General features: G+C 70.9%; 19 protein-coding genes and 1 pseudogene. 10 read left to right on the forward strand and 10 right to left on the reverse strand.

Going from position 1 to position 22,036, the window contains the following annotated elements; all coding sequences use genetic code 11:
• Positions 1 to 175 precede the first annotated feature (175 nt).
• A complete protein-coding gene (locus ACFVZH_RS01625; protein WP_384891459.1) occupies positions 176 to 1,222 on the reverse strand; it encodes a LacI family DNA-binding transcriptional regulator in 1,047 nt (348 codons plus the stop codon).
• Between the two features lie 225 nt (positions 1,223 to 1,447).
• Between ACFVZH_RS01625 and chvE the strand changes: the two genes are divergently transcribed.
• Genes chvE through mmsB form a run of 3 tightly spaced genes read left to right on the forward strand, consistent with a single transcriptional unit; the run spans position 1,448 to position 5,399 of the window.
• Positions 1,448 to 2,557 (forward strand): multiple monosaccharide ABC transporter substrate-binding protein, encoded by a 1,110-nt coding sequence (gene chvE / locus ACFVZH_RS01630; RefSeq protein WP_384891462.1) that lies wholly within the window; start codon positions 1,448 to 1,450, stop codon positions 2,555 to 2,557.
• A 56-nt stretch (positions 2,558 to 2,613) separates the two neighbouring features.
• The gene (mmsA, locus tag ACFVZH_RS01635; RefSeq protein WP_384891465.1) at positions 2,614 to 4,158 is read left to right on the forward strand and encodes a multiple monosaccharide ABC transporter ATP-binding protein; all 1,545 of its coding nucleotides are present in this window, start codon (positions 2,614 to 2,616) and stop codon (positions 4,156 to 4,158) included.
• On the forward strand, positions 4,155 to 5,399 hold the full coding sequence (mmsB, locus tag ACFVZH_RS01640) for a multiple monosaccharide ABC transporter permease (protein WP_384891468.1): 1,245 nt from the start codon (positions 4,155 to 4,157) through the stop codon (positions 5,397 to 5,399). Before mmsA ends, mmsB begins: the two co-directional genes overlap by 4 nt.
• 76 nt (positions 5,400 to 5,475) lie before the next feature.
• Here mmsB and ACFVZH_RS01645 read toward each other — a convergent pair whose 3' ends face one another.
• From ACFVZH_RS01645 to ACFVZH_RS01665, 5 genes are all read right to left on the reverse strand, one after another.
• A complete protein-coding gene (locus ACFVZH_RS01645; protein ID WP_384891471.1) occupies positions 5,476 to 6,546 on the reverse strand; it encodes an aldose epimerase family protein in 1,071 nt (356 codons plus the stop codon).
• A gap of 112 nt (positions 6,547 to 6,658) precedes the next feature.
• On the reverse strand, positions 6,659 to 7,666 hold the full coding sequence (yjfF, locus tag ACFVZH_RS01650; RefSeq protein ID WP_384891474.1) for a galactofuranose ABC transporter, permease protein YjfF: 1,008 nt from the start codon (positions 7,664 to 7,666) through the stop codon (positions 6,659 to 6,661).
• A complete protein-coding gene (locus tag ACFVZH_RS01655; RefSeq protein ID WP_384891477.1) occupies positions 7,663 to 8,775 on the reverse strand; it encodes an ABC transporter permease in 1,113 nt (370 codons plus the stop codon). The genes yjfF and ACFVZH_RS01655 overlap by 4 nt, the downstream gene beginning before the upstream one ends.
• Positions 8,772 to 10,334 carry a sugar ABC transporter ATP-binding protein gene (locus tag ACFVZH_RS01660; protein ID WP_384891480.1) on the reverse strand — a complete coding sequence of 521 codons (1,563 nt, stop codon included), beginning with the start codon at positions 10,332 to 10,334 and terminating at the stop codon, positions 8,772 to 8,774. The genes ACFVZH_RS01655 and ACFVZH_RS01660 overlap by 4 nt, the downstream gene beginning before the upstream one ends.
• A gap of 67 nt (positions 10,335 to 10,401) precedes the next feature.
• A complete protein-coding gene (locus ACFVZH_RS01665; RefSeq protein ID WP_384891483.1) occupies positions 10,402 to 11,403 on the reverse strand; it encodes an ABC transporter substrate-binding protein in 1,002 nt (333 codons plus the stop codon).
• Between the two features lie 435 nt (positions 11,404 to 11,838).
• Here ACFVZH_RS01665 and ACFVZH_RS01670 point away from each other — a divergent pair, with 435 nt between their 5' ends.
• Complete coding sequence (locus tag ACFVZH_RS01670) at positions 11,839 to 12,864, forward strand: zinc-binding dehydrogenase (protein WP_384891486.1); 1,026 nt, start codon at positions 11,839 to 11,841, stop codon at positions 12,862 to 12,864.
• A gap of 39 nt (positions 12,865 to 12,903) precedes the next feature.
• Here the strand turns inward: ACFVZH_RS01670 and ACFVZH_RS01675 are convergent.
• Positions 12,904 to 13,120, reverse strand: a pseudogene (locus tag ACFVZH_RS01675) (family 1 glycosylhydrolase); the annotation flags it as partial.
• Between ACFVZH_RS01675 and ACFVZH_RS01680 the strand changes: the two are divergent.
• Positions 13,116 to 14,045: a jacalin-like lectin gene (locus ACFVZH_RS01680; protein WP_384891489.1), complete on the forward strand. Its 930-nt coding sequence runs from the start codon at positions 13,116 to 13,118 to the stop codon at positions 14,043 to 14,045. The pseudogene ACFVZH_RS01675 and the gene ACFVZH_RS01680 sit on opposite strands and share 5 nt — an antisense overlap.
• Before the next feature lie 18 nt (positions 14,046 to 14,063).
• Here ACFVZH_RS01680 and ACFVZH_RS01685 read toward each other — a convergent pair whose 3' ends face one another.
• Entirely contained in the window at positions 14,064 to 15,029 is a 966-nt protein-coding gene (locus tag ACFVZH_RS01685; protein WP_384891492.1) for a pirin family protein, read from the reverse strand.
• Between the two features lie 154 nt (positions 15,030 to 15,183).
• Between ACFVZH_RS01685 and ACFVZH_RS01690 the strand changes: the two genes are divergently transcribed.
• From ACFVZH_RS01690 to ACFVZH_RS01710, 5 genes are all read left to right on the forward strand, one after another.
• Positions 15,184 to 15,528, forward strand: a complete 345-nt coding sequence (locus ACFVZH_RS01690) for a tetratricopeptide repeat protein (RefSeq protein WP_384891495.1) — start codon at positions 15,184 to 15,186, stop codon at positions 15,526 to 15,528.
• 52 nt (positions 15,529 to 15,580) lie between these two features.
• On the forward strand, positions 15,581 to 16,135 hold the full coding sequence (locus ACFVZH_RS01695; RefSeq protein ID WP_384891498.1) for a hypothetical protein: 555 nt from the start codon (positions 15,581 to 15,583) through the stop codon (positions 16,133 to 16,135).
• Between the two features lie 92 nt (positions 16,136 to 16,227).
• Positions 16,228 to 16,878: a DUF305 domain-containing protein gene (locus ACFVZH_RS01700; protein WP_384891501.1), complete on the forward strand. Its 651-nt coding sequence runs from the start codon at positions 16,228 to 16,230 to the stop codon at positions 16,876 to 16,878.
• A gap of 267 nt (positions 16,879 to 17,145) precedes the next feature.
• Positions 17,146 to 18,042, forward strand: coding sequence for a F510_1955 family glycosylhydrolase (locus ACFVZH_RS01705; RefSeq protein WP_384891504.1), 897 nt, complete (start codon positions 17,146 to 17,148; stop codon positions 18,040 to 18,042).
• A 27-nt stretch (positions 18,043 to 18,069) separates the two neighbouring features.
• Positions 18,070 to 18,792, forward strand: coding sequence for an HAD family hydrolase (locus ACFVZH_RS01710; RefSeq protein WP_384891507.1), 723 nt, complete (start codon positions 18,070 to 18,072; stop codon positions 18,790 to 18,792).
• Between the two features lie 9 nt (positions 18,793 to 18,801).
• Here the strand turns inward: ACFVZH_RS01710 and ACFVZH_RS01715 are convergent, their stop codons facing one another.
• On the reverse strand, positions 18,802 to 20,475 hold the full coding sequence (locus ACFVZH_RS01715) for an amidohydrolase (RefSeq protein ID WP_384891511.1): 1,674 nt from the start codon (positions 20,473 to 20,475) through the stop codon (positions 18,802 to 18,804).
• Positions 20,476 to 20,553: 78 nt separating this feature from the next.
• Positions 20,554 to 21,960 carry a purine-cytosine permease family protein gene (locus ACFVZH_RS01720; RefSeq protein WP_384891514.1) on the reverse strand — a complete coding sequence of 469 codons (1,407 nt, stop codon included), beginning with the start codon at positions 21,958 to 21,960 and terminating at the stop codon, positions 20,554 to 20,556.
• Positions 21,961 to 22,036 lie beyond the last annotated feature (76 nt).

Below are 22,036 nucleotides of genomic sequence, written 5' to 3' on the forward strand. Positions count from 1 at the left end.
GCGGCCGCGCGCCCCGCGGGGGGGTGTGCGCGTGGGGGCCGCCGGGCGGCCCGGGCGGCGGGGGGGCCCGCGGGTGGGGCGCCCGGGCGGGGGGACACGCCGGGACGCACACGCCGGCCGACGGCAAGCCCGCCGCCGACGGGCCGGAAGACGACGGAGGGAGCCGCCCGCCGCGTCAGGCCTCGCTCGAAGGCCGCGTGCTCGCGCGCATGATGAGCTGCGGCTGGACCAGGAGGTGTTCGGCCTTCTTGGCGCGGCCCTCGATGTGGTCCACCAGGAGCCGGATGCTGCGGCGCCCGATCGCGGCGAAGTCCTGGCGGACCGTCGTCAGCGGCGGCGGGAAGTACTCGGCCTCCGGGATGTCGTCGAAACCGGCGACGGCCACCTGACCGGGGGTGCGGATCCCGCCCTCGCGCAGCGCGCGCAGGACGCCGAGGGCCATCTGGTCGTTGGCGACGAAGACCGCCGTGACCGGCGTCTCCCCACGACGCGCCAGGGCGAGACCCGCGAGTTCCTGCCCGGCCCGGTACCCGGACAGCGGACTCCAGTCCCCCGTCAGCACACGCGGAGGGCGGATGCCGTTCTCCTCCAGGACGGCGCGCCATCCCGCGGCGCGGGCCTGGCTCTCCAGCCAGTCCTCGGGGCCGGCCACGTGCCAGACGGTGCCGTGCCCGGCGGCGAGCAGGTGCTCGGTGACCATGCGGGCGCCGAGCTCCTGGTCGAGGGAGACGCTGGGCAGGTCGAGCTGGTGCCCGCCCTCCACGGTGACCACAGGGAAGGGCGCGTCCAGTTCGGCGAGCGCCTGTACGTGCGAGCGCTGTGGCGTGATGGCGACGACGCCCTCCACCCCCCAGGCCGCGAGATGGTCGATGGCGTCCTTGAGCCCCTGCCCCTGCCCGGCGCGCAGGCTGACCGTCGAGACGAGGTAGCCCTCTTCCCGAGCGGCTTCCTCCAGGCCGGTCAGGGTGCTGGCGGGGCCGTACAGGGCGGTGTTGACGGCGATGACGCCGAGCGTCCTCGTGCGGCGCGTCACCAGGGCGCGCGCGGCGGAGTTGCGGCGGTAGCCGAGCCGCTCGATGGCTGCGGTGACCTGGTCGCGGGTGGTCGCGCGCACGTTGGGGTGACCGCTCAGCACCCGGGAGACGGTCTGGTGGGAGACCCCGGCCTCTCGTGCGACGTCGGCCATCGTCGGCGGGCGGACGTCTTCCGCGGACTGCGCCACGTTCGCCTCCCTTCTCCGTGATCTCGGCTGTGTATCGATGCGAGAAAAACCTTATCGCCTCTTGTATCACGGCATTGTGAGCGCTAACAATCTAGCTCGTCCGGGGTGCCGACGCCCTGGACCCCCCAACCGGAACGGTGCCGTCCCGGTGGTGCGAGGACACGCGCCGCCGCTGAGCCCGCCCCGGTCGGAGCCGCCCTCGACGACGGGATGGGTAAGCCCCCCATGAAGAAGTTCCGATTCGCATCCTCCCTCCTTGCCGTGACCACCGGCTGCGCCCTGCTCCTGACCGCCTGCGGGCAGAACAGCGAGGGCGGCAGCGAGGAGACGAAGGACAAGAAGGACCTCACCATCGGCATCGCGATGCCGACCAAGTCCTCCGAGAGGTGGATCGCCGACGGCAAGAACATGACGGCGAGCCTGAAGAAGGCCGGATTCGCCACGACCCTGCAGTACGGCGAGGACGACCCCGACCAGCAGGTCGCCCAGATCGAGAACATGATCACCCAGGGCGTCGACGCCCTGGTCGTGGCCGCCATCAACGGCGAGGCCCTCTCCAACGTCCTCCAGCAGGCGGCCGACGCCCACATCCCGGTGGTCTCCTACGACCGGCTCATCCTGGGCTCCCCGCACATCGACTACTACGCCTCCTTCGACAACGAGAAGGTCGGCGAGCTCCAGGCCACGTACATCGTCGAGAAGCTGGGACTGAAGGCCGGCGCGAAGAAGGGCCCTTTCAACATCGAGCTGTTCGCCGGGTCCAACGACGACAACAACACCAAGTACTTCTTCAACGGCGCCATGAAGGTGCTCAAGCCCTACCTCGACAAGAAGCAGCTGGTCGTGCGCTCCCAGCAGACCCAGCTCAACCAGGTCACCACTCTGCGGTGGGACGGCGGTACGGCCCAGAAGCGCATGGACGACCTGCTGACCTCCGCGTACTCCACGGCCCGCGTCGACGCCGTCCTCTCCCCCTACGACGGCATCTCCATCGGCATCCTGTCCGCCCTGAAGTCCGACGACTACGGGAGCGCCGCCAAGCCGCTTCCGATCGTCACCGGACAGGACGCGGAGGTCGCCTCCGTGAAGTCGATCATCGCGGGCGAGCAGACCCAGACCGTCTACAAGGACACCCGCGCGCTCGCGCAGGTCGCCGCCGACATGGTGACCGCCGTCCTCGACGGCAAGAAGCCGGAGGTCAACGACGACAAGACCTACGACAACGGCAAGAAGGTGGTTCCGGCCTTCCTTCTCGACCCGGTCAGCGTCGACAAGACGAACTACCAGAAGGTCCTGGTGGACTCCGGCTACATCGACGCCGGCGCCCTGCGGTGACCCCCACCCCTCCTCCGGCGGGTCCCGTCCCCTCTCCGGCGGGCCCCGTCCTCGAGATGCGGTCCATCGTCAAGACCTTCCCCGGCGTCAGGGCGCTCTCCGACGTGACCCTGTCCGTGGCGCGCGGTGAAGTCCACGCGCTGTGCGGGGAGAACGGCGCCGGGAAGTCGACCCTGATGAAGGTCCTGTCCGGCGTCCACCCGCACGGTACGTACGAGGGCGAGATCCTCTTCGACGGCGAGCCCTGCCGCTTCAAGGACATCCGCGCCAGCGAGAGGCGCGGCATCGTCATCATCCACCAGGAGCTCGCACTCGTCCCCTACCTGTCGATCGCCGAGAACATCTTCCTCGGCAACGAACCGTCCCGGCGAGGGATCATCGACTGGCACGAGGCGCTGCGCCGTTCGTCCGAACTGCTCAGGCGGGTCGGCCTCGACGAACACCCCGAGACCCGGGTCGCCGACATCGGTGTCGGCAAGCAGCAGCTCGTGGAGATCGCCAAGGCGCTGGCGAAGGACGTCCGTCTGCTGATCCTCGACGAGCCCACCGCGGCGCTCAACGACGAGGACAGCGCGAAGCTGCTGCGCCTCATGGACGAGCTCAAGGACCAGGGCATCACCTCGATCATCATCTCGCACAAGCTGAACGAGATCGCCCGGATCGCCGACTCCGTCACGATCCTGCGCGACGGCCGTTCCATCGAGACGCTCGACGTCAGGGACCCGGCCACCACCGAGGAGCGGATCATCCGCGGCATGGTGGGACGGGACCTCGACAGCCGCTTCCCCGCGCGCACGCCGTACGAGGGACCGGCCGACGCCGCACCCGTCATGGAGATCCGTGACTGGACCGTGCGTCACCCGCTCGACCGTGCCCGCAAGGTGGTCGACGGGGTCTCGCTCCAGGTCCGGCGCGGGGAGATCGTCGGGGTCGCCGGACTCATGGGGGCCGGCCGGACCGAACTCGCCATGAGCGTCTTCGGGCGCTCCTACGGCCGCTACGAGCGGGGCACGGTGCTCAGGGACGGCCGGGAGGTCCGGACGCACACCGTCCCCGAGGCCGTCGCCCACGGCATCGCCTACGTCACCGAGGACCGCAAGCACTACGGTCTCGACCTCGGGGACTCCGTGAGCCGGAACATCTCGCTCGCATCGCTCGGCGCCCTCGCCCGCCGCGGGATCGTCGACGGGCACGAGGAACGCAAGGTGGCCGAACGGTTCCGACTGACGATGAGCATCAAGGCTCCGAACGTCCTCGAACCGGTCGGCCGCCTCTCCGGCGGCAACCAGCAGAAGGTCGTCCTCAGCAAGTGGATCCTCGCCGGACCGGACGTCCTCATCCTCGACGAGCCCACGCGCGGGGTCGACGTGGGAGCCAAGTACGAGATCTACACCGTGATCGACCGGCTCGCCGCCGAGGGCAAGGCGATTCTCCTCATCTCCTCCGAGCTGCCCGAACTGCTCGGCATGTGCGACCGCTTCTACACCATGGCCGCCGGACGGCTGACCGGCGAGGTCGGCCGCGAGGAAGCCACCCAGGAAGTCCTGATGCGGCACATGACGCAGGACACCGCCACATCCGACGAAGGACACCAGGCATGAGCACCGACGCCAGCACGAAAACGACCGTCCCGGCGGCATCCGGCAACGGATCGCCCTCCACCGGGACATCGATGGCCCGGGTGCTCCTCGACGGCATCCGGCGGAACATGCGTCAGTACGGGATGCTCTTCGCACTCGGCCTGATCGTGCTCCTCTTCCAGATCTGGACGGGCGGCGACCTCCTGCTGCCGCGCAACGTCTCCAACCTGGTACTGCAGAACAGCTACATCCTCATCCTGGCCATCGGGATGATGATCGTCATCATCTCCGGGCACATCGACCTTTCGGTGGGCTCCCTCATGGCGCTGGTCGGCGGCCTCGGAGCCGTACTCATGGTCGAGCACCAGGTCTCCTGGCCCGTGGCGGTGCTCCTCACGCTCCTGCTCGGAGCCGTCGCCGGCGCTCTCCAGGGCTTCTTCATCGCGTACGTCGGCATACCGTCGTTCATCGTGACGCTCGCCGGCATGCTGCTGTTCCGCGGGCTCACGGAGATCTTCCTCAAGGGGCAGACCCTCGGCCCGTTCCCCGACGGACTGCAGAAGGTGGCCAACGGCTTCCTGCCCGAGGTGGGGCCGAAGACTAACTACCACAACCTGACCCTGCTCCTCGGCCTTGGCCTGGTCGCCTACGTGGTCGTCCAGGAGTTCCGGGACCGTCGCCGGCAGCGGGAGTTCACCCTGGAGACGCTCCCCACGGGCCTGTTCGCGCTGAAGGTGACGGCGCTGGTCGCCGCCGTCCTGGTCACCACCCTGCTGCTCGCCAGCTACAAGGGCGCCCCGGTCGTCCTCCTGATCCTCGCCGCGCTGCTCGTGGCCTTCGGATACGTGATGCGCAACGCGGTGATCGGCCGCCACGTGTACGCGATCGGGGGGAACCTGCCCGCCGCGAAGCTCTCCGGGGTCAAGGACAAGAAGGTGACCTTCGCGGTGTTCCTGAACATGGGGATGCTCGCGGCGCTCGCAGGCCTCGTCTTCGCGGCGCGCTTCAACGCGGCCTCGCCGAAGGCCGGCGTGAACTTCGAACTGGAGGCCATCGCAGCCGCGTTCATCGGCGGAGCGTCGATGAGCGGTGGAGTCGGTACCGTCCTGGGTGCCATCATCGGCGGTCTGGTCCTCGGCGTGCTCAACAACGGCATGAACCTCGTCGGGGTGGGCACCGACTGGCAGCAGGTCATCAAGGGCCTCGTCCTCCTCGCCGCGGTCGGCTTCGACGTGTGGAACAAGCGCAGGGCGGGCGCCTGACGCCCCTCCGGACATGGCTGCGCCCGCCGGTTCCCCCACCGGCGGGCACAGCCATGTCGACGTGTCCGTACGAGGGTCAGCCGCGGGTACTGAACCGCAGGACCGTCCTCGACCGGTACTCGACGCCCGGCCGAAGCACCGGAGACGGGTCACCGGGGCGGTTCGGGGAGTCGGGGAAGTGCTGGGTCTCCAGCGCGATGCCGGCGCCCGCCCCGTAGTGCGTACCGCTTTTGCCGAGCACCGTGCCGTCGAACTGCCCCGCGGTGTAGACCTGGAGTCCGGGCTCGGTGGTCAGCACCTCCATGTGGCGGCCCGTGGCCGGCGCGTACAGGACGGCGGCCCGATGCGGTGTCCCGTCGCCGTAGGGGCTCAGGACGAAGTTGTGGTCGTATCCGCCGACCGTGCCGGGGCGGGCGAGGGCCTCGGCGATGCTGAGGGGCCGTCGGAGGTCGAACGCGGTGCCGGGGAGGGGGCGGTGGTCGCCGGAGGGGATGAGATCTGCGTCGACCGGTGTGTAGTGGGAGGCGTCGACGGTCAGTTCGTGGTCGAGGATGTCCCCGGTGCCCTCGCCCTCCAGGTTGAAGTAGGCGTGGTTGGTCAGGTTGACCAGGGTGGGGGCGTCGGTGACCGCCGCGTAGGAGAAGGAGAGTTCGTTGTCGCGGCCGACGAGACAGCTGACGGTGACGTCCAGGTTTCCCGGGAATCCCTGGTCACCGTCGGGGCTTCGGAGGTGCAGAAGCACGCCGGTCCACTCCGGGGTGTGCACGCTCTCGGCTTCCCAGAGCCGGGTGTCGAAGCCCTCGGTTCCTCCGTGCAGGCAGTGGCCGTCCTCCTGCGTGGTCAGCTGGTACGGCTTCCCGTCCAGGGAGAACCGGCCGTGTGCGATGCGGTTGGCGTAGCGGCCGACGGTGGCGCCGAAGTACCGGGCGGCGGTGGCCGTCAGGGCCGGGTCGTGGGGGGCGAGGACGACGTCGGCCGACGTGCCGTACCGGTCCGGCACCCACAGCCCGTGGAGGCGGGCGCCACGGGTGTGCACCTCCGCCGTGAGTCCGCCGGGGAAGCCGAAGGTCCATCGTTGTCCGGCGTATGTGTCGGGGCGGCAGACCGGGGGGACCCCGGTGAATGGGGGCGGCGGATACAGGTTCATGGAGTCTCCTTGTCGGCGAGAGGGCACAAACGGGAGGGGCAGGGAGGGCCCTGCCCCTCCCGGGGCGCGTTCGTGTTCGGGGGCGGCTCGGGGTCCGCCCTTCGCAAGGGGTCTATTCCACGTGGCGGGCTCCGCCGAAGAGCCGTTGGAGGAGGATGAAGACGAAGAGCAGGCCGCCGATGACGATGCGCGTCCACCACGAGCTGAGCGTGCCCTGGAAGCTGATGACGGTCTGGATCAGGCCGAGGACCGTCACGCCCAGCGCGGTTCCCAGGACGAAGCCGGAGCCCCCGGTCAGCAGCGTCCCCCCGATGACGGCGGCCGCGATGGCGTCGAGTTCCATGCCGACGGCGTGCAGGGCGTAGCCGGACAGCATGTAGAACGTCAGCAGCAGGCCGCCGAGGGCGGAGCACAGGCCGCTCACGGCGTACACCACGATCTTGGTGCGTCCCACGGGCAGGCCCATGAGGCGGGCCGAGGACTCGTTGCCGCCCAGGGCGTAGACGGTACGACCGAAGCGGGTGTGGTGCAGGACGACGAAGGCGAGCGCCAGCACGACCAGGGCGATGACCACGGCGGGCGAGACGAACAGGCCGCCGGGCAGGAGCACCCGGGTCTGGGCGATCCGCGTGGTCGTCGGGTCGGTGATCGAGATCGACTCGGTGCTGATCATGTAGCAGAGGCCGCGGGCGAGGAACATGCCCGCGAGGGTGACGATGAAGGGCTGGATCTCGAAGGCGTGGATCACCCAGCCCATCAGCGCGCCGCCGCCGGCTCCCACCAGCAGGACCACGGGTACCGCGAGGGCGAGCGGCAGACCGTTCTGTTCGACGAGCCAGGCCGTCAGCATGGTCGACAGGGCCACCATGGAGCCGACGGACAGGTCGATCCCGCCGGTGAGGATGACGAACGTCATGCCGATGGCCACGACGAGCAGGAAGCCGTTGTCGATCAGGACGTTGAGCAGGACCTGCGCGGAGAAGAAGCCTTCGTAGTTCAGGGAGCCGACCGTGAACATCGCGACCAGCAGAGTGGCCGTCACCATGAGCGGCAGACGGGTGGCGTGCCGTACCGAGAACCGGTGGAGCGGCTTGGCGAGGGAGTTGAGGGTAGTGCTCACGGGTGGACCTCCTGCCGGCGGGCCGCGACGTCGCCGGGGGCGGGGGCCAGGTCAGGGCCGGATGGCCGGCGGCTGCGGGAGAGCCGCGCGCGGAACGCGGGCGACTGGACGAGACACACGACGATGACGACCAGGGCCTTGAAGACGAGGGTGGTCTCCGGCGGTACGCCGAGGGTGTAGATCGTGGTCGAGAGGGTCTGGATGATCAGTGCGCCCAGGACAGTCCCGCCGAGGGAGAAGCGGCCACCGGTGAGAGCGGTGCCGCCGATGACCACGGCGAGGATGGCGTCCAGTTCGATCCAGAGGCCCGCGTTGTTGCCGTCGGCGCTGGACACGTTGGAGCTGATCATCAGGCCGGCCACCGCCGCGCACACGGCACTGACGACGTAGACGGTGACCAGCAGCCCGGCGGCCCGGATGCCGACGAGGCGGCTCGCGACCGGGTTGCCGCCCACCGATTCGATGAGCATGCCGAGCGCGGTCCGCCGGGTGACGAGGGAGGTGACGGCGACGAGAGCGGCGGCGAGCAGGACGGCGAAGGGGAGGGTGAGCCAGTAGCCGCCGCCGATCATCTTGTAGGCGCCGCTGGACACGCTGATGATCTGGCCGTCGGTGATCAGCTGGGCCACGCCGCGCCCGGCGACCATGAGGACCAGGGTGGCGACGATGGGCTGGACGCCGAGGCGGGCGACGAGGAAGCCGTTCAGCAGTCCGATCGCGGCGGCCACGCCGAGCGCAGTCGCGATCGCCGTGACGACGGTGGAGAGACTCCCGGGGTCCTGTGCCGTGGCGATGTGCTCGCACGCCAGGGCGCCGGCGATGGCGACCGTCGAGCCGACCGAGAGGTCGATGCCCCGGGTCGCGATGACCAGGGTCATGCCGAGCGAGACGAGGATCAGAGGGGCGCCGAACTGGAGGATGTCGATGAGACTGCCGTACAGGTGTCCGTTCTGGACGCGGACGGCGAGGAAGTCGTGAGTGAGCGCGACGTTCCCGAGGAGCAGGGCGGTGAGGACGGCGGCGGGCCAGAACAGGGGGTGCCCGGTGAGCCGCCGGGCGCCGGGAGCCAGGGCCGGGCGCCCGGCGCCGGTGTCGTCAGGTGGTGTCATGAGGTGGCTCCGGTGGCGATGGCGCCCAGGATCCGGTCGGGCGTCAGGGTGGTGTCGTTGGGGAGGATGGCGACGAGGCGGTGGTCGCGCAGGACGCCGACCCGGTGGCTCAGCCGCAGGACTTCCTCGAGTTCGGCGGAGATGTAGAGGACCGCCGTGCCTTCGGCGGCGAGGCGTGTCACCAGTCTCTGGATCTCTGTCTTCGCGCCGATGTCGATGCCCCGGGTGGGTTCGTCCAGGATCAGCAGCTCGGGATCGGTGAGCAGCCACCGGGCGAGGAGTACCTTCTGCTGATTGCCTCCGCTGAGATTGCGGACCTGTGCCTCGGGGGCAGCCGGGCGGATGTCGAGGACTTCGATCCAGCGGGCGGCGATCTCGTCCTGCCGGGCGCGGGAGAGAGGTCTGGTCCAGCCACGTGCGGCCTGCAGGGCGAGCACGATGTTCTCGCGGACGGTGAGTTCGCCGATCAGTCCCTCCGCCTTGCGGTTCTCCGAGCAGAAGGCGATCTTGTGGCCGATCGCGGTGCGCGGGGAGCGCAGGACGGTGCGTTCGCCGTCGATCCGCAGCTCGCCCTCGTCGGCGTGGTCGGCGCCGAACAGCAGCCGGGCCGCCTCCGTGCGTCCGGAGCCGAGGAGACCGGCGAGGCCGATGACCTCCCCGCGGTGGATGTCGAGGTCGTACGGCTGGATGGACCCGGCCCTGGCGAGTCCGCGGGCGCTCAGGAAAGGGCGGTCCACGGCGTCGGGAGTGGTGACGGCGTCAGTGTGGGACGTGTCGGCCAGTTCGTCCAGGCTGCGCAGTTCGCTGCCGACCATGCGGTGGACGAGGGTGACGGGCGTCAGCTCGTCGATCCGGTACTCGCCTTCGAGGCGGCCGTTGCGCAGGACGGTCACCCGGTCGCACAGGTCGAAGACCTGGTCGAGGAAGTGGGTCACGAAGAGAATCGCGACGCCCCGGTCGCGGAGTCGACGCACCAGCGTGAACAGTTGGGCGACTTCGTCCCGGTCGAGGCTGGAGGTGGGTTCGTCGAGGACGAGGACCTTCGCCTGGATGTCCACGGCGCGGACGATCGCGACGAGTTGCTGGACGGCGATGGAGTGCGCGTTCAGCGGCATGCGGACGTCGAGGTCGAGTTCCAGCTCGGTGATGAGCTGCTCCGCGCGCCGGTGGAGGGCCGACCAGTGTATGAGTCCCAGGCGCCGGGGCTCACGGCCGATGAGGATGTTCTCGGCGACGGAGAGGTTGGGGCACAGGTTCACCTCCTGGTAGACCGTGCTGATGCCGGCGTGCTGGGCCTCCAGGGGTTCGGTGAACCGCTGGAGGCCGCCGTCGACGGTGACGGTTCCCGCGTCGGGCGGGTGGACCCCGGTGAGCACCTTGATGAGGGTGGACTTGCCGGCGCCGTTCTCGCCCATCAGCGCGTGGACCTCGCCCGGGAAGAGACGCAGGTCCACTCCATCCAGGGCGAGGACGCCGGGGAAGGTCTTGCGGATGCCACGGGCTTCCAGAACGGGCCGGTCGGCGCGGGTGGGTGTGCGGGGGGTGGGTGGGGCTGCCATCCGCCCTCCTCTCCTGAGGGGTCCGGGGGCGGCGCGAGGGCCGCCCCCGATGCGTGCGGGCGGTGGATCAGTACTGGCGGCTGGGCAGGGCGGCGGCGGCCTGGTCCTGCGTGAAGACGCCCTCCTTGGTCTCGACCCGGCGCGGGACGTCCTCGCCCGCCGCGACCTTCTTGGCGAGTTCCATCAGCTGGTCGCCGAGGAGCGGGTTGCACTCGACCACGACGTTGATCTTCTTCTGCTCCATGGCGACGAAGGCGTCCTTGATGCCGTCGACGGAGATCACCTTGATGTCGGTGCCCGGCTTCTTGCCCGCCTCCTCGATGGCCTGGATGGCGCCCAGGGCCATGTCGTCGTTGTGGGCGTACAGGACGTCGATGTCCTCGTGGGACTTGAGGAATGCCTGCATGACCTCCTTGCCCTTGGCACGGGTGAAGTCACCCGTCTGGGAGGCGACGACCTTGAACTTGGGGTCGCCCTTGATCACCTCGGCGAAGCCCGCCTTGCGGTCGTTGGCGGGTGCGGAGCCGGTGGTGCCCTGGAGCTCGACGACGTTGACCGGCGCGGAGGTGCCCTCGTACTCCTTCACGAGCCACTTGCCGGCCTCCTCCCCCTCCTTGACGAAGTCGGAGCCGAGGAAGGTGCGGTAGAGGGAGGTGTCCTGCGAGTCGACCGCGCGGTCGGTGAGGATCACCGGGATGCCTGCGTTCTTGGCTTCCTTCAGGACGGTGTCCCAGCCGGACTCCACCACCGGCGAGAAGGCGATGACGTCGACCTTCTGCTGGATGAAGGTGCGGATCGCCTTGATCTGGTTCTCCTGCTTCTGCTGCGCGTCGGAGAACTTCAGCTCGATGCCCGCCTTCTCGGCCGCGTCGCGCACGGACTTGGTGTTGGCGGTGCGCCAGCCGCTCTCGGCGCCCACCTGCGCGAACCCGAGCACCAGCTTGCCGTCGGAGGAACCCTTGCCGGCGCCGCCGGTGGTACCGGTCGTCGCGGGCTCGGTGGTGCAGGCGGTCAACACACTGCCGGCCAGGGCGGCGGCGGCGATGATGCGGAGGGCTCTGTGGGCCATGTCGTGGTTCCTCTCGGGACGTGCGTCGTACCAGCCGGAGCCCTGAGATGGACGGGCCCGGTGAAGGTGTGGCTGCGCAGGGGCTGTTGAACCGGCGGCGGCAGGGTGAAACGTCTGCTCCCGACGACTGGTGAGCCGGTCAACGCCAGTCATTGTGAGCGCTAACAGAGCCGTAACTCAAGGGTCTGTACGGCCGTTACTTGATTTCTGTACGAACTGAGCGCGCCGAAGGCAAGCAGCATGACCGGCAACTTGTGAGCGTTAACACCGATCCTCTCTGGGCGACTCCGGGCAAACCCCTCCGAAGTGCGGCCCGTTGACACGACCCACCCCCCTTCGTAGGGTCGCGGCACAATTTCGAACAGTGTCCGAAATTTCGAACAGCAGGAGTGTCCCCATGTGTTCCACTCGGCCGATCTCCCAGGGCACCTTCCTGTGAGCCCCCGAGAGCAGGCTGTCGTCCTCGATGCTCCGGAGACCTATCGCCTCGTGGAGCACACACCTCAACGGCCGGGCCCCGGCGAAGCCCGGGTGGACGTCCACGCCGTCGGGGTCTGCGGCAGCGACCTCGACGTCTACCTGGGCCGCCGCCCCGCTCCGTACGCCCGCTATCCACTCACCCCCGGCCACGAGTGGTCCGGTACCGTCACCGCCGTGGGCGAGGGTGTGTCCGCCTCCCTGATCGGCCGCAAGGTCGTGGGCGAAGGGATCCGGAACTGCGAGACCTGCGCACCCTGTCGCGCCGGAGAGACCAATCTGTGCGACGCCGGCTACGAGGAGACGGGGTTCACCCTTCCCGGCGCGATGGCTCCCACCCTCGCCCTCCCCGCCCGTCTGCTGCACACACTGCCGCCGGACGCCGACCTCACGGCCGCCGCGCTCCTCGAGCCCGCCGCCTGTGCGGCCGCCGCCGTCCTGAAGGCGTGCCCGCTGCCCGGTTCGCGGGCGGCCGTCATCGGCTCCGGCACCCTCGGTCTGCTCGCCGCACAACTCCTCGGCGCCTTCTCCCCGAGCGAGCTGACGGTCGTCGGCACGAACCCCGACCGAGCCGATCTGTCCCACCACTTCGGAGCCACCAGCTACCGCACGTGGGACCGTGCCTCCGGTCTCTCGGGCTTCGACCTGGTGATCGACGCCGTGGGCGGTACGTCGACCGCCAGCACCGCGACGTCCCTGCTGCGGCCGGGAGGACACCTGGTCCTCACGGGTATCCCGGCCCAGGGGGCGGAAGGACTCGATCCCGCCCGGGTCGTCGCTCGGCAACTGTCTGTCGGAACGGCCTTCGGAGCCTCCTCCGGCGCCTGGTCCTACGCCGTAAGCGCCTTCTCCGCGGCACGCCTGACGCCGCTCGAACTCGTCACGCACCAGCTGGGCATCGCCGAGTTCGAGCGGGCCATGGCGCTCACGGAGAGCGGAGATCCTCGCGTGGGGAAGGTCCTGCTCCACCCCCAGAGCTCCTGACGAGCGCGCGCCCCCGAAGAGCGGCCCCGCGCGCGGAGCTCACATCGCCGGGATCGCATGCCCGGCGATGGCCCTCGCGTACCAGCGGGCGCTGCGCTTCGGGGTGCGCAGCTGGATGGTGTGGACGGCGCCGAAGCGCTTCTCGTATCCGTGGGCCCACTCAGAAGTTGTCGAGCAGGGACCAGAGGAAGTAGCCGTGCGCGTCGGCACCGTCGACGATGGCCCGGTGGACGGCCGCGAGGTGCCGGTGGATGTGGTCAACACTCCCCCACGGCCTTCACGCTCAACGGGAGCGCCTGCGCCTGATCCGCGTGCTCACCTACAACGTCGCCGGGCTGCCCGACAGCATCTCCAGCGCGCCTACGCCCCGCGAGCCCGCCACGACCGAGATCGGCCGACGGATCGAGGCGTACGACATCGTCCACGTCCAGGAGGACTTCAACTACCACGCCCGCCTCTACGCCGCCGACACCATCGCCGAGTTCGCCGCCGCCAACGCGCTCACCGACGCCTGGGTCGGGCTGATCCGCGACGGCACCCCGCCCACCAAGGGCAGCGACGCCCTCGTCTGCGACCAGTCCCAGCCGACCGTGCCCAACACCTGCGAGGTCGTGGACAAGGTCCTCTACCGCGGCAGCAGACTCGTCTCCCTGAACGCCACCTCCTACAACAACGAGCACGCCGCGTTCCTCACCGGCGACGGACTCATGCTCTCCGACCACGACCCGGTCGCGGTGCGCTTCTCCTGGTCGCGCAACCCGGACTTCCGACTGAGCGAGCAGTTCGGCGGACCGCACGGCGACCGCTTCAACGACATCGACAGCATCCCCGCCGGCGCCCGTGCCACCACCATCACCTTGAGCGCCGGCTCCCGGATCGACCGGCTGGCCATCACCCTGGACAACGGCACGACACTCACCCACGGCGGCACCGGAGGCACCGCGGCCTCCCTCACGCTCGGCAGCGGGGAGTACGTCACGACCGCGCACTTGTGCCGGGCCCAGAAGGACGGCCGCACCCGGATCTTCGACGCAAGGTTCAGCACCAACCTCGGCCACACCCACACGGGGGAAGCACGCGCCACCGAACTACGCGGCTGGGAGGGGCTGCGACACGCGCCCCTCCCAGCCGCACCGACAGTCACAGGGGAGGGCAGCCATCCGCCACCCCCACATAGATGAAGTGGAGAAAACCCCAGGTCAGCGCACCCGGCCTCGGGCCTTCAGGTGGGTCGGCGGGACCTCCGGTGCGTCGAGGCGGTCGCCGTCGTAGCCCTTGACGTCGCCGAAGCGGCCGGTGGTCATCCAGTCCTCGCGGGCCTGGCGGATCTCCTCGTCGGTGCGGGCGACGAAGTTCCACCACATGACGAGTTCCTCGTCGAAGGGCTCGCCGCCGAGCAGCATGAGGCCGGCGTCGGAGAGGGCGTGGAGGGGAAGTTCGGTGCGGCCGCAGCCGAGGTAGAGCATGGAGCCGGGGAGGACGGGGACGCCGTCGACGCGGGCTTCGCCGGACATGGCGAGGACGGCGTACTCGAAGTCGGGGTCGAGGGGGAGGCGGGTCTCGGCGCCCGCCGCGAGGGCGAGGTCGGCGCCGACGAGCGGGGTGTACGTGGTGCCGGGCGAGGTCGCGCCGTCGAGGGCACCGAGGATCACCGTGGCGGTGAGGCCGGGGGCGGTGACGCGGGGCAGCTCGGCGTGGTGCTGGAAGTGGGGCTCCACGTGCCGGTGCGCGTCGGGGAGGGCGACCCAGAGCTGGGCGCCGTGCAGGAAGCGGGCGTGCGGGCGGGGGCTCTCCTCCGAGTGGGAGATCGCCCGGCCGGAGGTCATCAGGCCCAGCTCGCGCGGGCGGATCGTCTGCAGGCTGCCGGTGGAGTCGCGGTGCAGGACCTCGCCCTCGTGGAGCCAGCTGACGGTCTGGAGCCCCATGTGCGGGTGCGGCGGGACCTGCATCCCCGGCTCGTCGGCGATGTCGTCCGGCCCGTAGTGGTCGACGAAGGCCCATGCCCCGACCATGCGCCGGCCGAGGTTCGGCAGGAGGCGGCGGACCTCGGTCGACTCGCCGAGCTGGACGTGACGGGGGCTGAGCAGCTCCCGTACCGGCTCGGCGACGACGAAGCCACGGCCGCCGCACACGGTCGGCGCGGCCTGACGGTCAAGATTGCTCATGTCGCTCAACCTATTCCTGTCCGGGTTCCGGGGGACGTGACGCCCCGGGGCGAGTCGGAGGATCCCTTAATGGAATGTTCAACCAACTTGCCTTGTTGACGTGATCGGCCACCCCACAGGGTGGCAGATCCGGGACTCTGGAAAGGGACGGCAAGTGAACGACACGTACTACGAGTTCGGAACGGCCGGAGAGCGCTGGGACCGTGCGCAGCTGTTCTTCGACGCGAAGGAGTACGGAACCGCCGTCCGCGTCCTGCGCGGCCTCGTCGCGGAGCACCCGGAGCAGACGGCCCAGCGGCTCCTGCTCGCCCGGGCCTACTACCACTCCGCCCAGCTCACCAAGGCCGAGACCGAGCTGCGGGCCGTCCTGGACCGCGACCCCGTCGAGCACTACGCCCGGCTGATGCTCGGCCGCACGCTGGAGCGCCAGGGACGCGTGGCCGAGGCGGCGCCGCATCTGCGGATGGCCGCGGCGATGGCGGGCGAGACCCCGTCCTGACGCGCATCCGATACCCCCGCGCGGTATATTCGGCGGCCAGGAGGTCCTGGCTGTGCGTACACACCGAGCGGCACGCGGCAGACGAGCAGGAGGTGCCCTGGCGCACCTTCTGCTCGTCGTCGTGCTCGCGCTCGGTGTGTTCCTGATGCACGCCGTCGGTCACCCCGAGGGGTCCGGCGGCGGCGCGGACACCGTCTCCGCCTCGTCCGGCGGTACGAAGCCGCCGGACCCGGCCGCCTCCGGCAGGAGTCACTCGGCGGGCCTCGCCGACTCCGGCGGGGCACACCGGATGGACCCCGTCCTGTACGACGAGGTCCACGCGACGAACCCCGGCGCCTCCGGCGGGAGCCACGTCACGCACGCGGCCGCGTCACACGGAGCCGACGGCTCCGACGCGCGCCACCAGCCCGGTGCGGGGATGGACATGACCACGCTGTGCGTGGCCGTCCTCGGCGCCTGGCTGCTCGCCGGGCTCGTACGGGCCGCGCTCGGGCGGCGCCCCGAGTGGCTCACCCTCCTCCTCGCGCGGCTCACACCCGCGCTGGGTCCGCACGCGCCGCCTCGCCGGCCCCCGGACCTCGCCCGTCTGTCCGTCCTGCGGATCTAGGCCGTACCGCCACCGCGGGCGCCTCGCGCTGCCCGTGAACGCCTTCGGCCTGCCCTTTCCGTCAGTACGACCAGCACACGAGGTATCACCACATGCGTGCCTTCACGAACCGCACCGCCAGGAAGTTCGCCCTCGTCGGCGCCGTCGCCGCGACCGGGCTCCTGCTCTCCGCCTGCGGCACGGACGACGCCATGAGCGGAATGGACCACAGCGGCACGTCCGCCCCGGCCACCGCCACCGCCACCACGCCGGGAGCCGCCGCCGAGGCCGCCGCCCCCGGAGCCTTCAACGACGCGGACGTCATGTTCGCGCAGATGATGATCCCCCACCACGAGCAGGCTCTGGAGATGGCGAAGCTCGCCGACGGCCGGGCCGAGGACGCCGAGGTCAAGGAGCTGGTCGCCGCCGTCGAGCGCGCCCAGGACCCGGAGATCGCGAAGATGAGGGCCTGGCTCAAGGGATGGGGCAAGCCCGAGTCCGCCGGTCACGGCTCCGGCTCCGGGCACGGCATGTCCGGGATGATGTCCGAGCAGGACATGAAGGACCTGGCCGCCGCCCAGGGCAAGGACTTCGACCGCACGTTCGCCGAGCTGATGATCGCCCACCACGACGGGGCCGTCGCCATGGCCAAGGACGAACAGAAGAACGGTCGCAACGCCACGGCCAAGAAGCTCGCCGACGACGTCGTGCGGACCCAGTCCGAGGAGATCGCGGCACTGCGGAAGATCCTCGACCGGCTCTGACCCCCTGCCGTCCGCACGTCCGCAGGTCCGCAGGTCCGCAGGTCCGCAGGTCCGCAGGTCCGCACGATCGGGCGAGCACGCGCGCGTGACACGGGCGGCCCGTCCCCCTTCCGGGACGGGCCGCCCCGCCGCCGCACTCCGGCACGCCCGTATCCCCCGCGTACGCGGAACCCCCGCGCCCCCACGTACCCGCACCTCCGCATCCCCTCGGCCCCTCACCTCCGCATCCCCGTACTCCCGCAATCCGGCACTCCAGGCGAAAGAACGATGCAGACCTACCTCTCCGGCCGCTCGGCTCTCACCCGAACCGCCCTCACCACCCTCCTCGCGCTGACCGCCCTGACTCTCGGCGCCTGTTCCTCCCCTTCGTCCGGCACGGGTGGCGACGGGGAGGGCTCCGGCGCGTCCCTCAGCCATGTCCACGGCCTCGGGGTGCGTGGCGACACGCTCTACGTAGCCACGCACGAGGGACTGCGCACCCCTGACGCCGACGGCCGGCCGACACCGGTCGGCGAGCGCCGGGACGACCTCATGGGCTTCACGGTCACCGCGTCGGGCACGTTCCTCGCCAGCGGGCACCCCGCCCCCGGCAGCACCGGCCCGGCCGACCTCGGCCTCGTCGCGTCGACGGACGCCGGCCTCACCTGGCAGGAGAAGTCGCTCGCGGGGAAGGTCGACTTCCACGCCCTCGACACCGCCCCGGACTCCACCGTGTACGGATACGACAGCGCGAACGGGCTCCTGCGGGTCAGCGCCGACGGCGTGGAGTGGGAGGACCGGGCGGCGCTGCGCGCGCTCGACATCGCCGTCTCCCCGACCGCCGCGGGCACGGTCCTCGCCACCACCGAGGGCGGAGTGGCCCGATCCACCGACGGCGGAAGGACGTTCGCCCCGGCCATCGGTCCGGTCCTCGCCCATGTCTCCTGGGGTGCCCCGGACGCGCTCTTCGGCGTCGACCCGAGCGGTGTCCTGTTCCGCGGGACGGACGGCGGCGCCTCCTGGACCCGGATCGGCCCCGTGCCGGGCGGCGCCCCCCAGGCGCTCACCGTCGTGGACGCGCGCCGGCTGTTCGTCGCCACCCAGGACGGGGTGTACGAGTCGCGGGACGCGGGACGCGGTTTCGAGCGGCTGATGGCCGTGACGGCCGGGAAGGACGGTCACTGAACCACTCCGGCGGTCTACGATCCCCGAATGATCCACACGGCAGTCAACGGAGTGATGTTCGACTTCTCGGGCACCTTGCTGCGGATCGAGCCGGTGGAGGAATGGCTCGACGCGGTGCTCGCGTCGGGTGGAGGCCCTCGGGGCGGCCCGGCGCGCGGCACCGCCGCGTTCGACGACCTCGTACGGCGCCTCACCCGGTACGGGGCGCAGCCCGGCGGTCCCGATCCGGTGCGGGTCCCCGACGATCTGGTGGGGCTCTGGGACGAGCGGGACCTGACCCCGGAAGGGCATCGCGCCGTGTACACCGCGCTCACCAGGGAGGCCGGGCTCGGCGACCCAGAGCTCGTCGAGGCGCTGTACGAGCGGCACATGAGCCCGGCGGCCTGGCGGCCGTACCCGGACACCGCGGCCACGCTGCGCGCCCTGCGCGGCCGCGGCGTCCCGGTGGCCGTGGTGAGCAACATCGGCTGGGACCTGCGTCCGGTGTTCCGGGCCCATGGACTGGACGCGCTGGTGGACGCCTATGTGCTGTCGTACGAGGTCGGGGCCCAAAAGCCCGATGCGGCGATCTTCCGGGCCGCTTGCACGCTCCTCGGGCGCGCGCCCGCGGAGGTGCTCATGGTCGGCGACAGCCGGACGGCCGACGGGGGTGCGCGGGCGCTCGGGTGTCCGGTGCACTTCGTCGACCCGCTGCCCGTCGACCGGCGTCCGTCGGCCCTGGCCCCGGTCCTGGAGCTGACCGGCCGCTGAGCGGCGCGGTCACGATGCCTCGCGGCGCTCCGCGACCACCTCCCCGCCCACGACGACGGTCTCCGCCACGGTGCCCGGGATCTCGTCGGGGGCGATGCGGAGGATGTCGCGGGAGAGGACGACGAAGTCGGCGAGCTTGCCGACCGTCAGCGAACCGCGTTCGTCCTCGAGGAAGTTGGCGTACGCCGAGCCCATCGTGTACCCCTCGACGGCGGTGGCGACGTCGATCGTCTCGCCGGCCGTCCAGGCGTCGCCTCCGCCGGGCGGCCGGCGGGTGACGGCGGCGTGGATGCCGACCATGGGGTCCATCTCGGCGACGTTCCAGTCGCTGGAGAGGGCGAGGACCGCGCCGGCGGCGTGCAGGCTGCGCAGGGGCCATGCCTTGTGCCAGCGGTCGGGCCCGACGTTCTCGGCCCAGTCCTGGCCGGGTCCCGCGATGTCCGGGGCCGCGTGCCGGGGCTGCATGCAGGCGACGACGCCGAGTTCGGCGAAGCGCGGGGTGTCCGCCGGGTCCAGGCATTCGACGTGGACGATCTGGTGGCGGGCGTCGCGCGGCCCGTTGGCGGCGCGGGCCCGCTCGACGGCGTCGAGCACGGTGCGGATGCCCCGGTCGCCGGTGGCGTGGACGAAGCACTGGAAGCCGCGCGCGTCGAGGCGGGTGAGCAGCTCGGCGAACTCCTCGGGCGGGTAGAACGTGTCGCCGCGGTGGTGGGAGCAGCCCGCGTACGGTTCCAGGAGGGCGGCGGTGCGCGGTTCCACGACGTCGTCGATGTACAGCTTGAGCGGGCCGACGCGCAGCCGGTCGTCGGCGAACTCCCGTGCCGCCGCCTCGAAGGCGTCGAGGTCCGTGTCGGTGGTGCCGCGCGGGTGGAAGAGGGCGGCGACGATCCGGGAGCGGAGCCTGCCCTCGACGCGGGCGCGCTGGAAGAGGGCGAGGTCGTCGAGGGAGTTCTGGGGTTCGACGACGGTGGTGATGCCGTAGCCGATGGCGTCGTCGAGGCTCTGGGCGAGCCGGCCGTACTGGCGGTCGAGGGAGGCCCAGGGCAGGCCGAGTTCGCGCAGGGCGCGATGGCCGTCGCGGGAGAGTCCCTTGATCGCGAAGTCCTTGACGAATCCGGTGGGTTCGCCGGTGTCGGGGTCGGTGACGGCCCGCCCGAAGGGCAGGTCGGTGTGGTCGCGGTCCACTCCGAGCCGGCGCAGGGCCACGGTGTTGAGCCAGGCGGTGTGGACGTCGTAGCTGAGGACGAGGGCGGGGGTGTCGCCGGTGGCCGGGTCGAGGTCGGCCGCGGTGGGCATGCGGCCGTCGGGGATCGCGGAGTAGTCGAACGCCTCCGCCTCGATCCACTCGGCGTCGGGACGGGCCGCGTGCCAGGCGCGGATCCGCTCGTGGACGGCGTCGAGGGTGCGGGCGCCGGCGAGTTGGACGCAGGCGTCGTCGGAGCCGAGGCGGACGTGGTTGTGGGCGTCGACGAAGCCGGGCAGGACGAGCCGTCCGGCGGCGTCGAGCATCCGGGTGGCGGGCCCTGCCCAGGCTCCTGCCTCGGCGTCGGGGCCGATCCAGACGATCCGGCCGGCGCGGACGGCGAGCGCCTGGGCCTCGGGGAGCGCCGGGTCGACGGTGTGGATCCGGGCCCCGGTGAGGAGGAGGTCGGCGGGGGCGGGGGAAGGGGTGGTGCCGTTCATGCGGGGTGACTCCGTGACGTGCGTACGAGGGTGTGCGGGCGGTTCGGGGCGGGTCTCAGACGCGGACGGGGGCGGGGCTCAGGCGCGGACCGGGGCGACGGTCCGCCGGGCGAGGAGCACGTACACCAGGGCGGAGGCGGCCGCGCCGAGCAGCGTGAGGTCCGCGCCGCCGAGCGGGGCGACGAGGGGGCCGGTCCAGAGCTCGGAGTCGCAGGTGAGGGCGGAGAAGAGGAGTCCGGCGAGGAGGGCGGTCAGCCCGGCGGGGTGCCAGCCGGAGCGGTACCAGTAGGCGCCGCCCGGGCCCGTGTGCAGGGCGTCGGCGTCGTAGGTGCAGCGCCGGAGCACCATGTCGGCGAGGAAGACCCCGCCCCAGGGGGCGAAGACGATGATCAGGAGGGAGAGGAAGGAGAGGAGCGAGGTGGTGAAGTCGGTGAGGAAGAGGGCGCCGAGGGAGCCGGCCCCGGTGACGGCGGCGCTGATGACGATCGCGCGGGCCCGGCTCCAGGGGATGCCGAGGACCTGGAGGTTCAGGCTCGACGAGTAGAGGGTGATGATCGAGTTGGTGACGGATCCGCCGAGCACCAGGGCGAGGAAGAGGGGCTGGAACCAGCCGGGGAGCAGGCTCTCGGTGCCGGCCACGGCGTCGGTCATGTCCGCCTGGGTGGCGGCGGCCACTCCGGCGACGCCCAGGGCGACGGAGGAGACGAAGCCGCCCAGGGCCCCGCTCCAGGTGACGGCCTTGAGGGTGGTCGTGCGGGGCAGGTAGCGGGTGTAGTCGGCGGGCATCGGGAGGTACGAGAAGGGGCCGGCGAGCATGACGACGAAGGCGAGGCTCCAGCCGGAGGCGCCGGGCGCGGCCGCGGGGGCCGAGGTGTCGGTGCCGGGCAGGACGAGGACCAGGAGCGCGGCGAAGCCGACGGCGAGGACGTAGGCCATCCAGCGTTCGGCGAACTGGACGGTGGCGTGGCCCCAGAGGGCGACGGCGAAGGTCAGCGCGAGGGTGACGCCGAGGGCGAGGGCGCGGGCGGCGTGTCCCCCGTGCCAGCCGAGGTCGGCGAAGAAGGCTTCGAGGGCGAGGGTGCCCACCACCGTGTTGACGATGGTGTAGCCGATGCTGACGATCCAGTTGAGGAGCCCGGCGGGCCAGTTGCCCCGGATGCCGAAGGCGGCCCGGGAGATCACGAGGGTGGCGGTGCCGGTACGCACCCCGCTGAGGCCGGCCGCGCCGATGGCGAGGAAGGAGAGGCCGCCGATCACGACGACGGCGGTGGCCTGCCAGAAGGAGAGCCCGAAGGCGACGGCGAGGGCGCCGTTGATGACGTACGTGAAGGTGAGGTTCGAGCCGAACCAGAGCCAGAAGACGTCCTTGGCGCCGCCGTGGCGTTCGGCGTCGGGGATGGGGTCGATGCCGTGTTCCTCGACCTGGAAGACCTCGTCGGTCGCCGTCCGGCCTGTGCTCACGGCCGCCGTCTCGTGTCCGAGCACATCGCGCTCCTGTCGTTGGATACTGTCCCGAAGATCTTGAATGCCGTTCTAAGTTCTAGAACGGCATTCAAGATGT

The sequence above is a fragment of the Streptomyces sp. NPDC059534 genome (assembly GCF_042743475.1).
Lineage (GTDB): Bacteria > Actinomycetota > Actinomycetes > Streptomycetales > Streptomycetaceae > Streptomyces.

Coding starts and splice junctions, on each gene's coding strand:
- chvE (WP_384891462.1), top strand. CDS start 1,448: ATGAAGAAGTTCCGATTCGCATCCTCCCTCCTTGCCGTGACCACCGGC.
- mmsA (WP_384891465.1), top strand. CDS start 2,614: ATGCGGTCCATCGTCAAGACCTTCCCCGGCGTCAGGGCGCTCTCCGAC.
- mmsB (WP_384891468.1), top strand. CDS start 4,155: ATGAGCACCGACGCCAGCACGAAAACGACCGTCCCGGCGGCATCCGGC.
- ACFVZH_RS01645 (WP_384891471.1), bottom strand. CDS start 6,546: ATGAACCTGTATCCGCCGCCCCCATTCACCGGGGTCCCCCCGGTCTGC.
- ACFVZH_RS01655 (WP_384891477.1), bottom strand. CDS start 8,775: ATGACACCACCTGACGACACCGGCGCCGGGCGCCCGGCCCTGGCTCCC.
- ACFVZH_RS01660 (WP_384891480.1), bottom strand. CDS start 10,334: ATGGCAGCCCCACCCACCCCCCGCACACCCACCCGCGCCGACCGGCCC.
- ACFVZH_RS01665 (WP_384891483.1), bottom strand. CDS start 11,403: ATGGCCCACAGAGCCCTCCGCATCATCGCCGCCGCCGCCCTGGCCGGC.
- ACFVZH_RS01680 (WP_384891489.1), top strand. CDS start 13,116: ATGTGGTCAACACTCCCCCACGGCCTTCACGCTCAACGGGAGCGCCTG.
- ACFVZH_RS01685 (WP_384891492.1), bottom strand. CDS start 15,029: ATGAGCAATCTTGACCGTCAGGCCGCGCCGACCGTGTGCGGCGGCCGT.
- ACFVZH_RS01700 (WP_384891501.1), top strand. CDS start 16,228: ATGCGTGCCTTCACGAACCGCACCGCCAGGAAGTTCGCCCTCGTCGGC.
- ACFVZH_RS01705 (WP_384891504.1), top strand. CDS start 17,146: ATGCAGACCTACCTCTCCGGCCGCTCGGCTCTCACCCGAACCGCCCTC.
- ACFVZH_RS01710 (WP_384891507.1), top strand. CDS start 18,070: ATGATCCACACGGCAGTCAACGGAGTGATGTTCGACTTCTCGGGCACC.
- ACFVZH_RS01715 (WP_384891511.1), bottom strand. CDS start 20,475: ATGAACGGCACCACCCCTTCCCCCGCCCCCGCCGACCTCCTCCTCACC.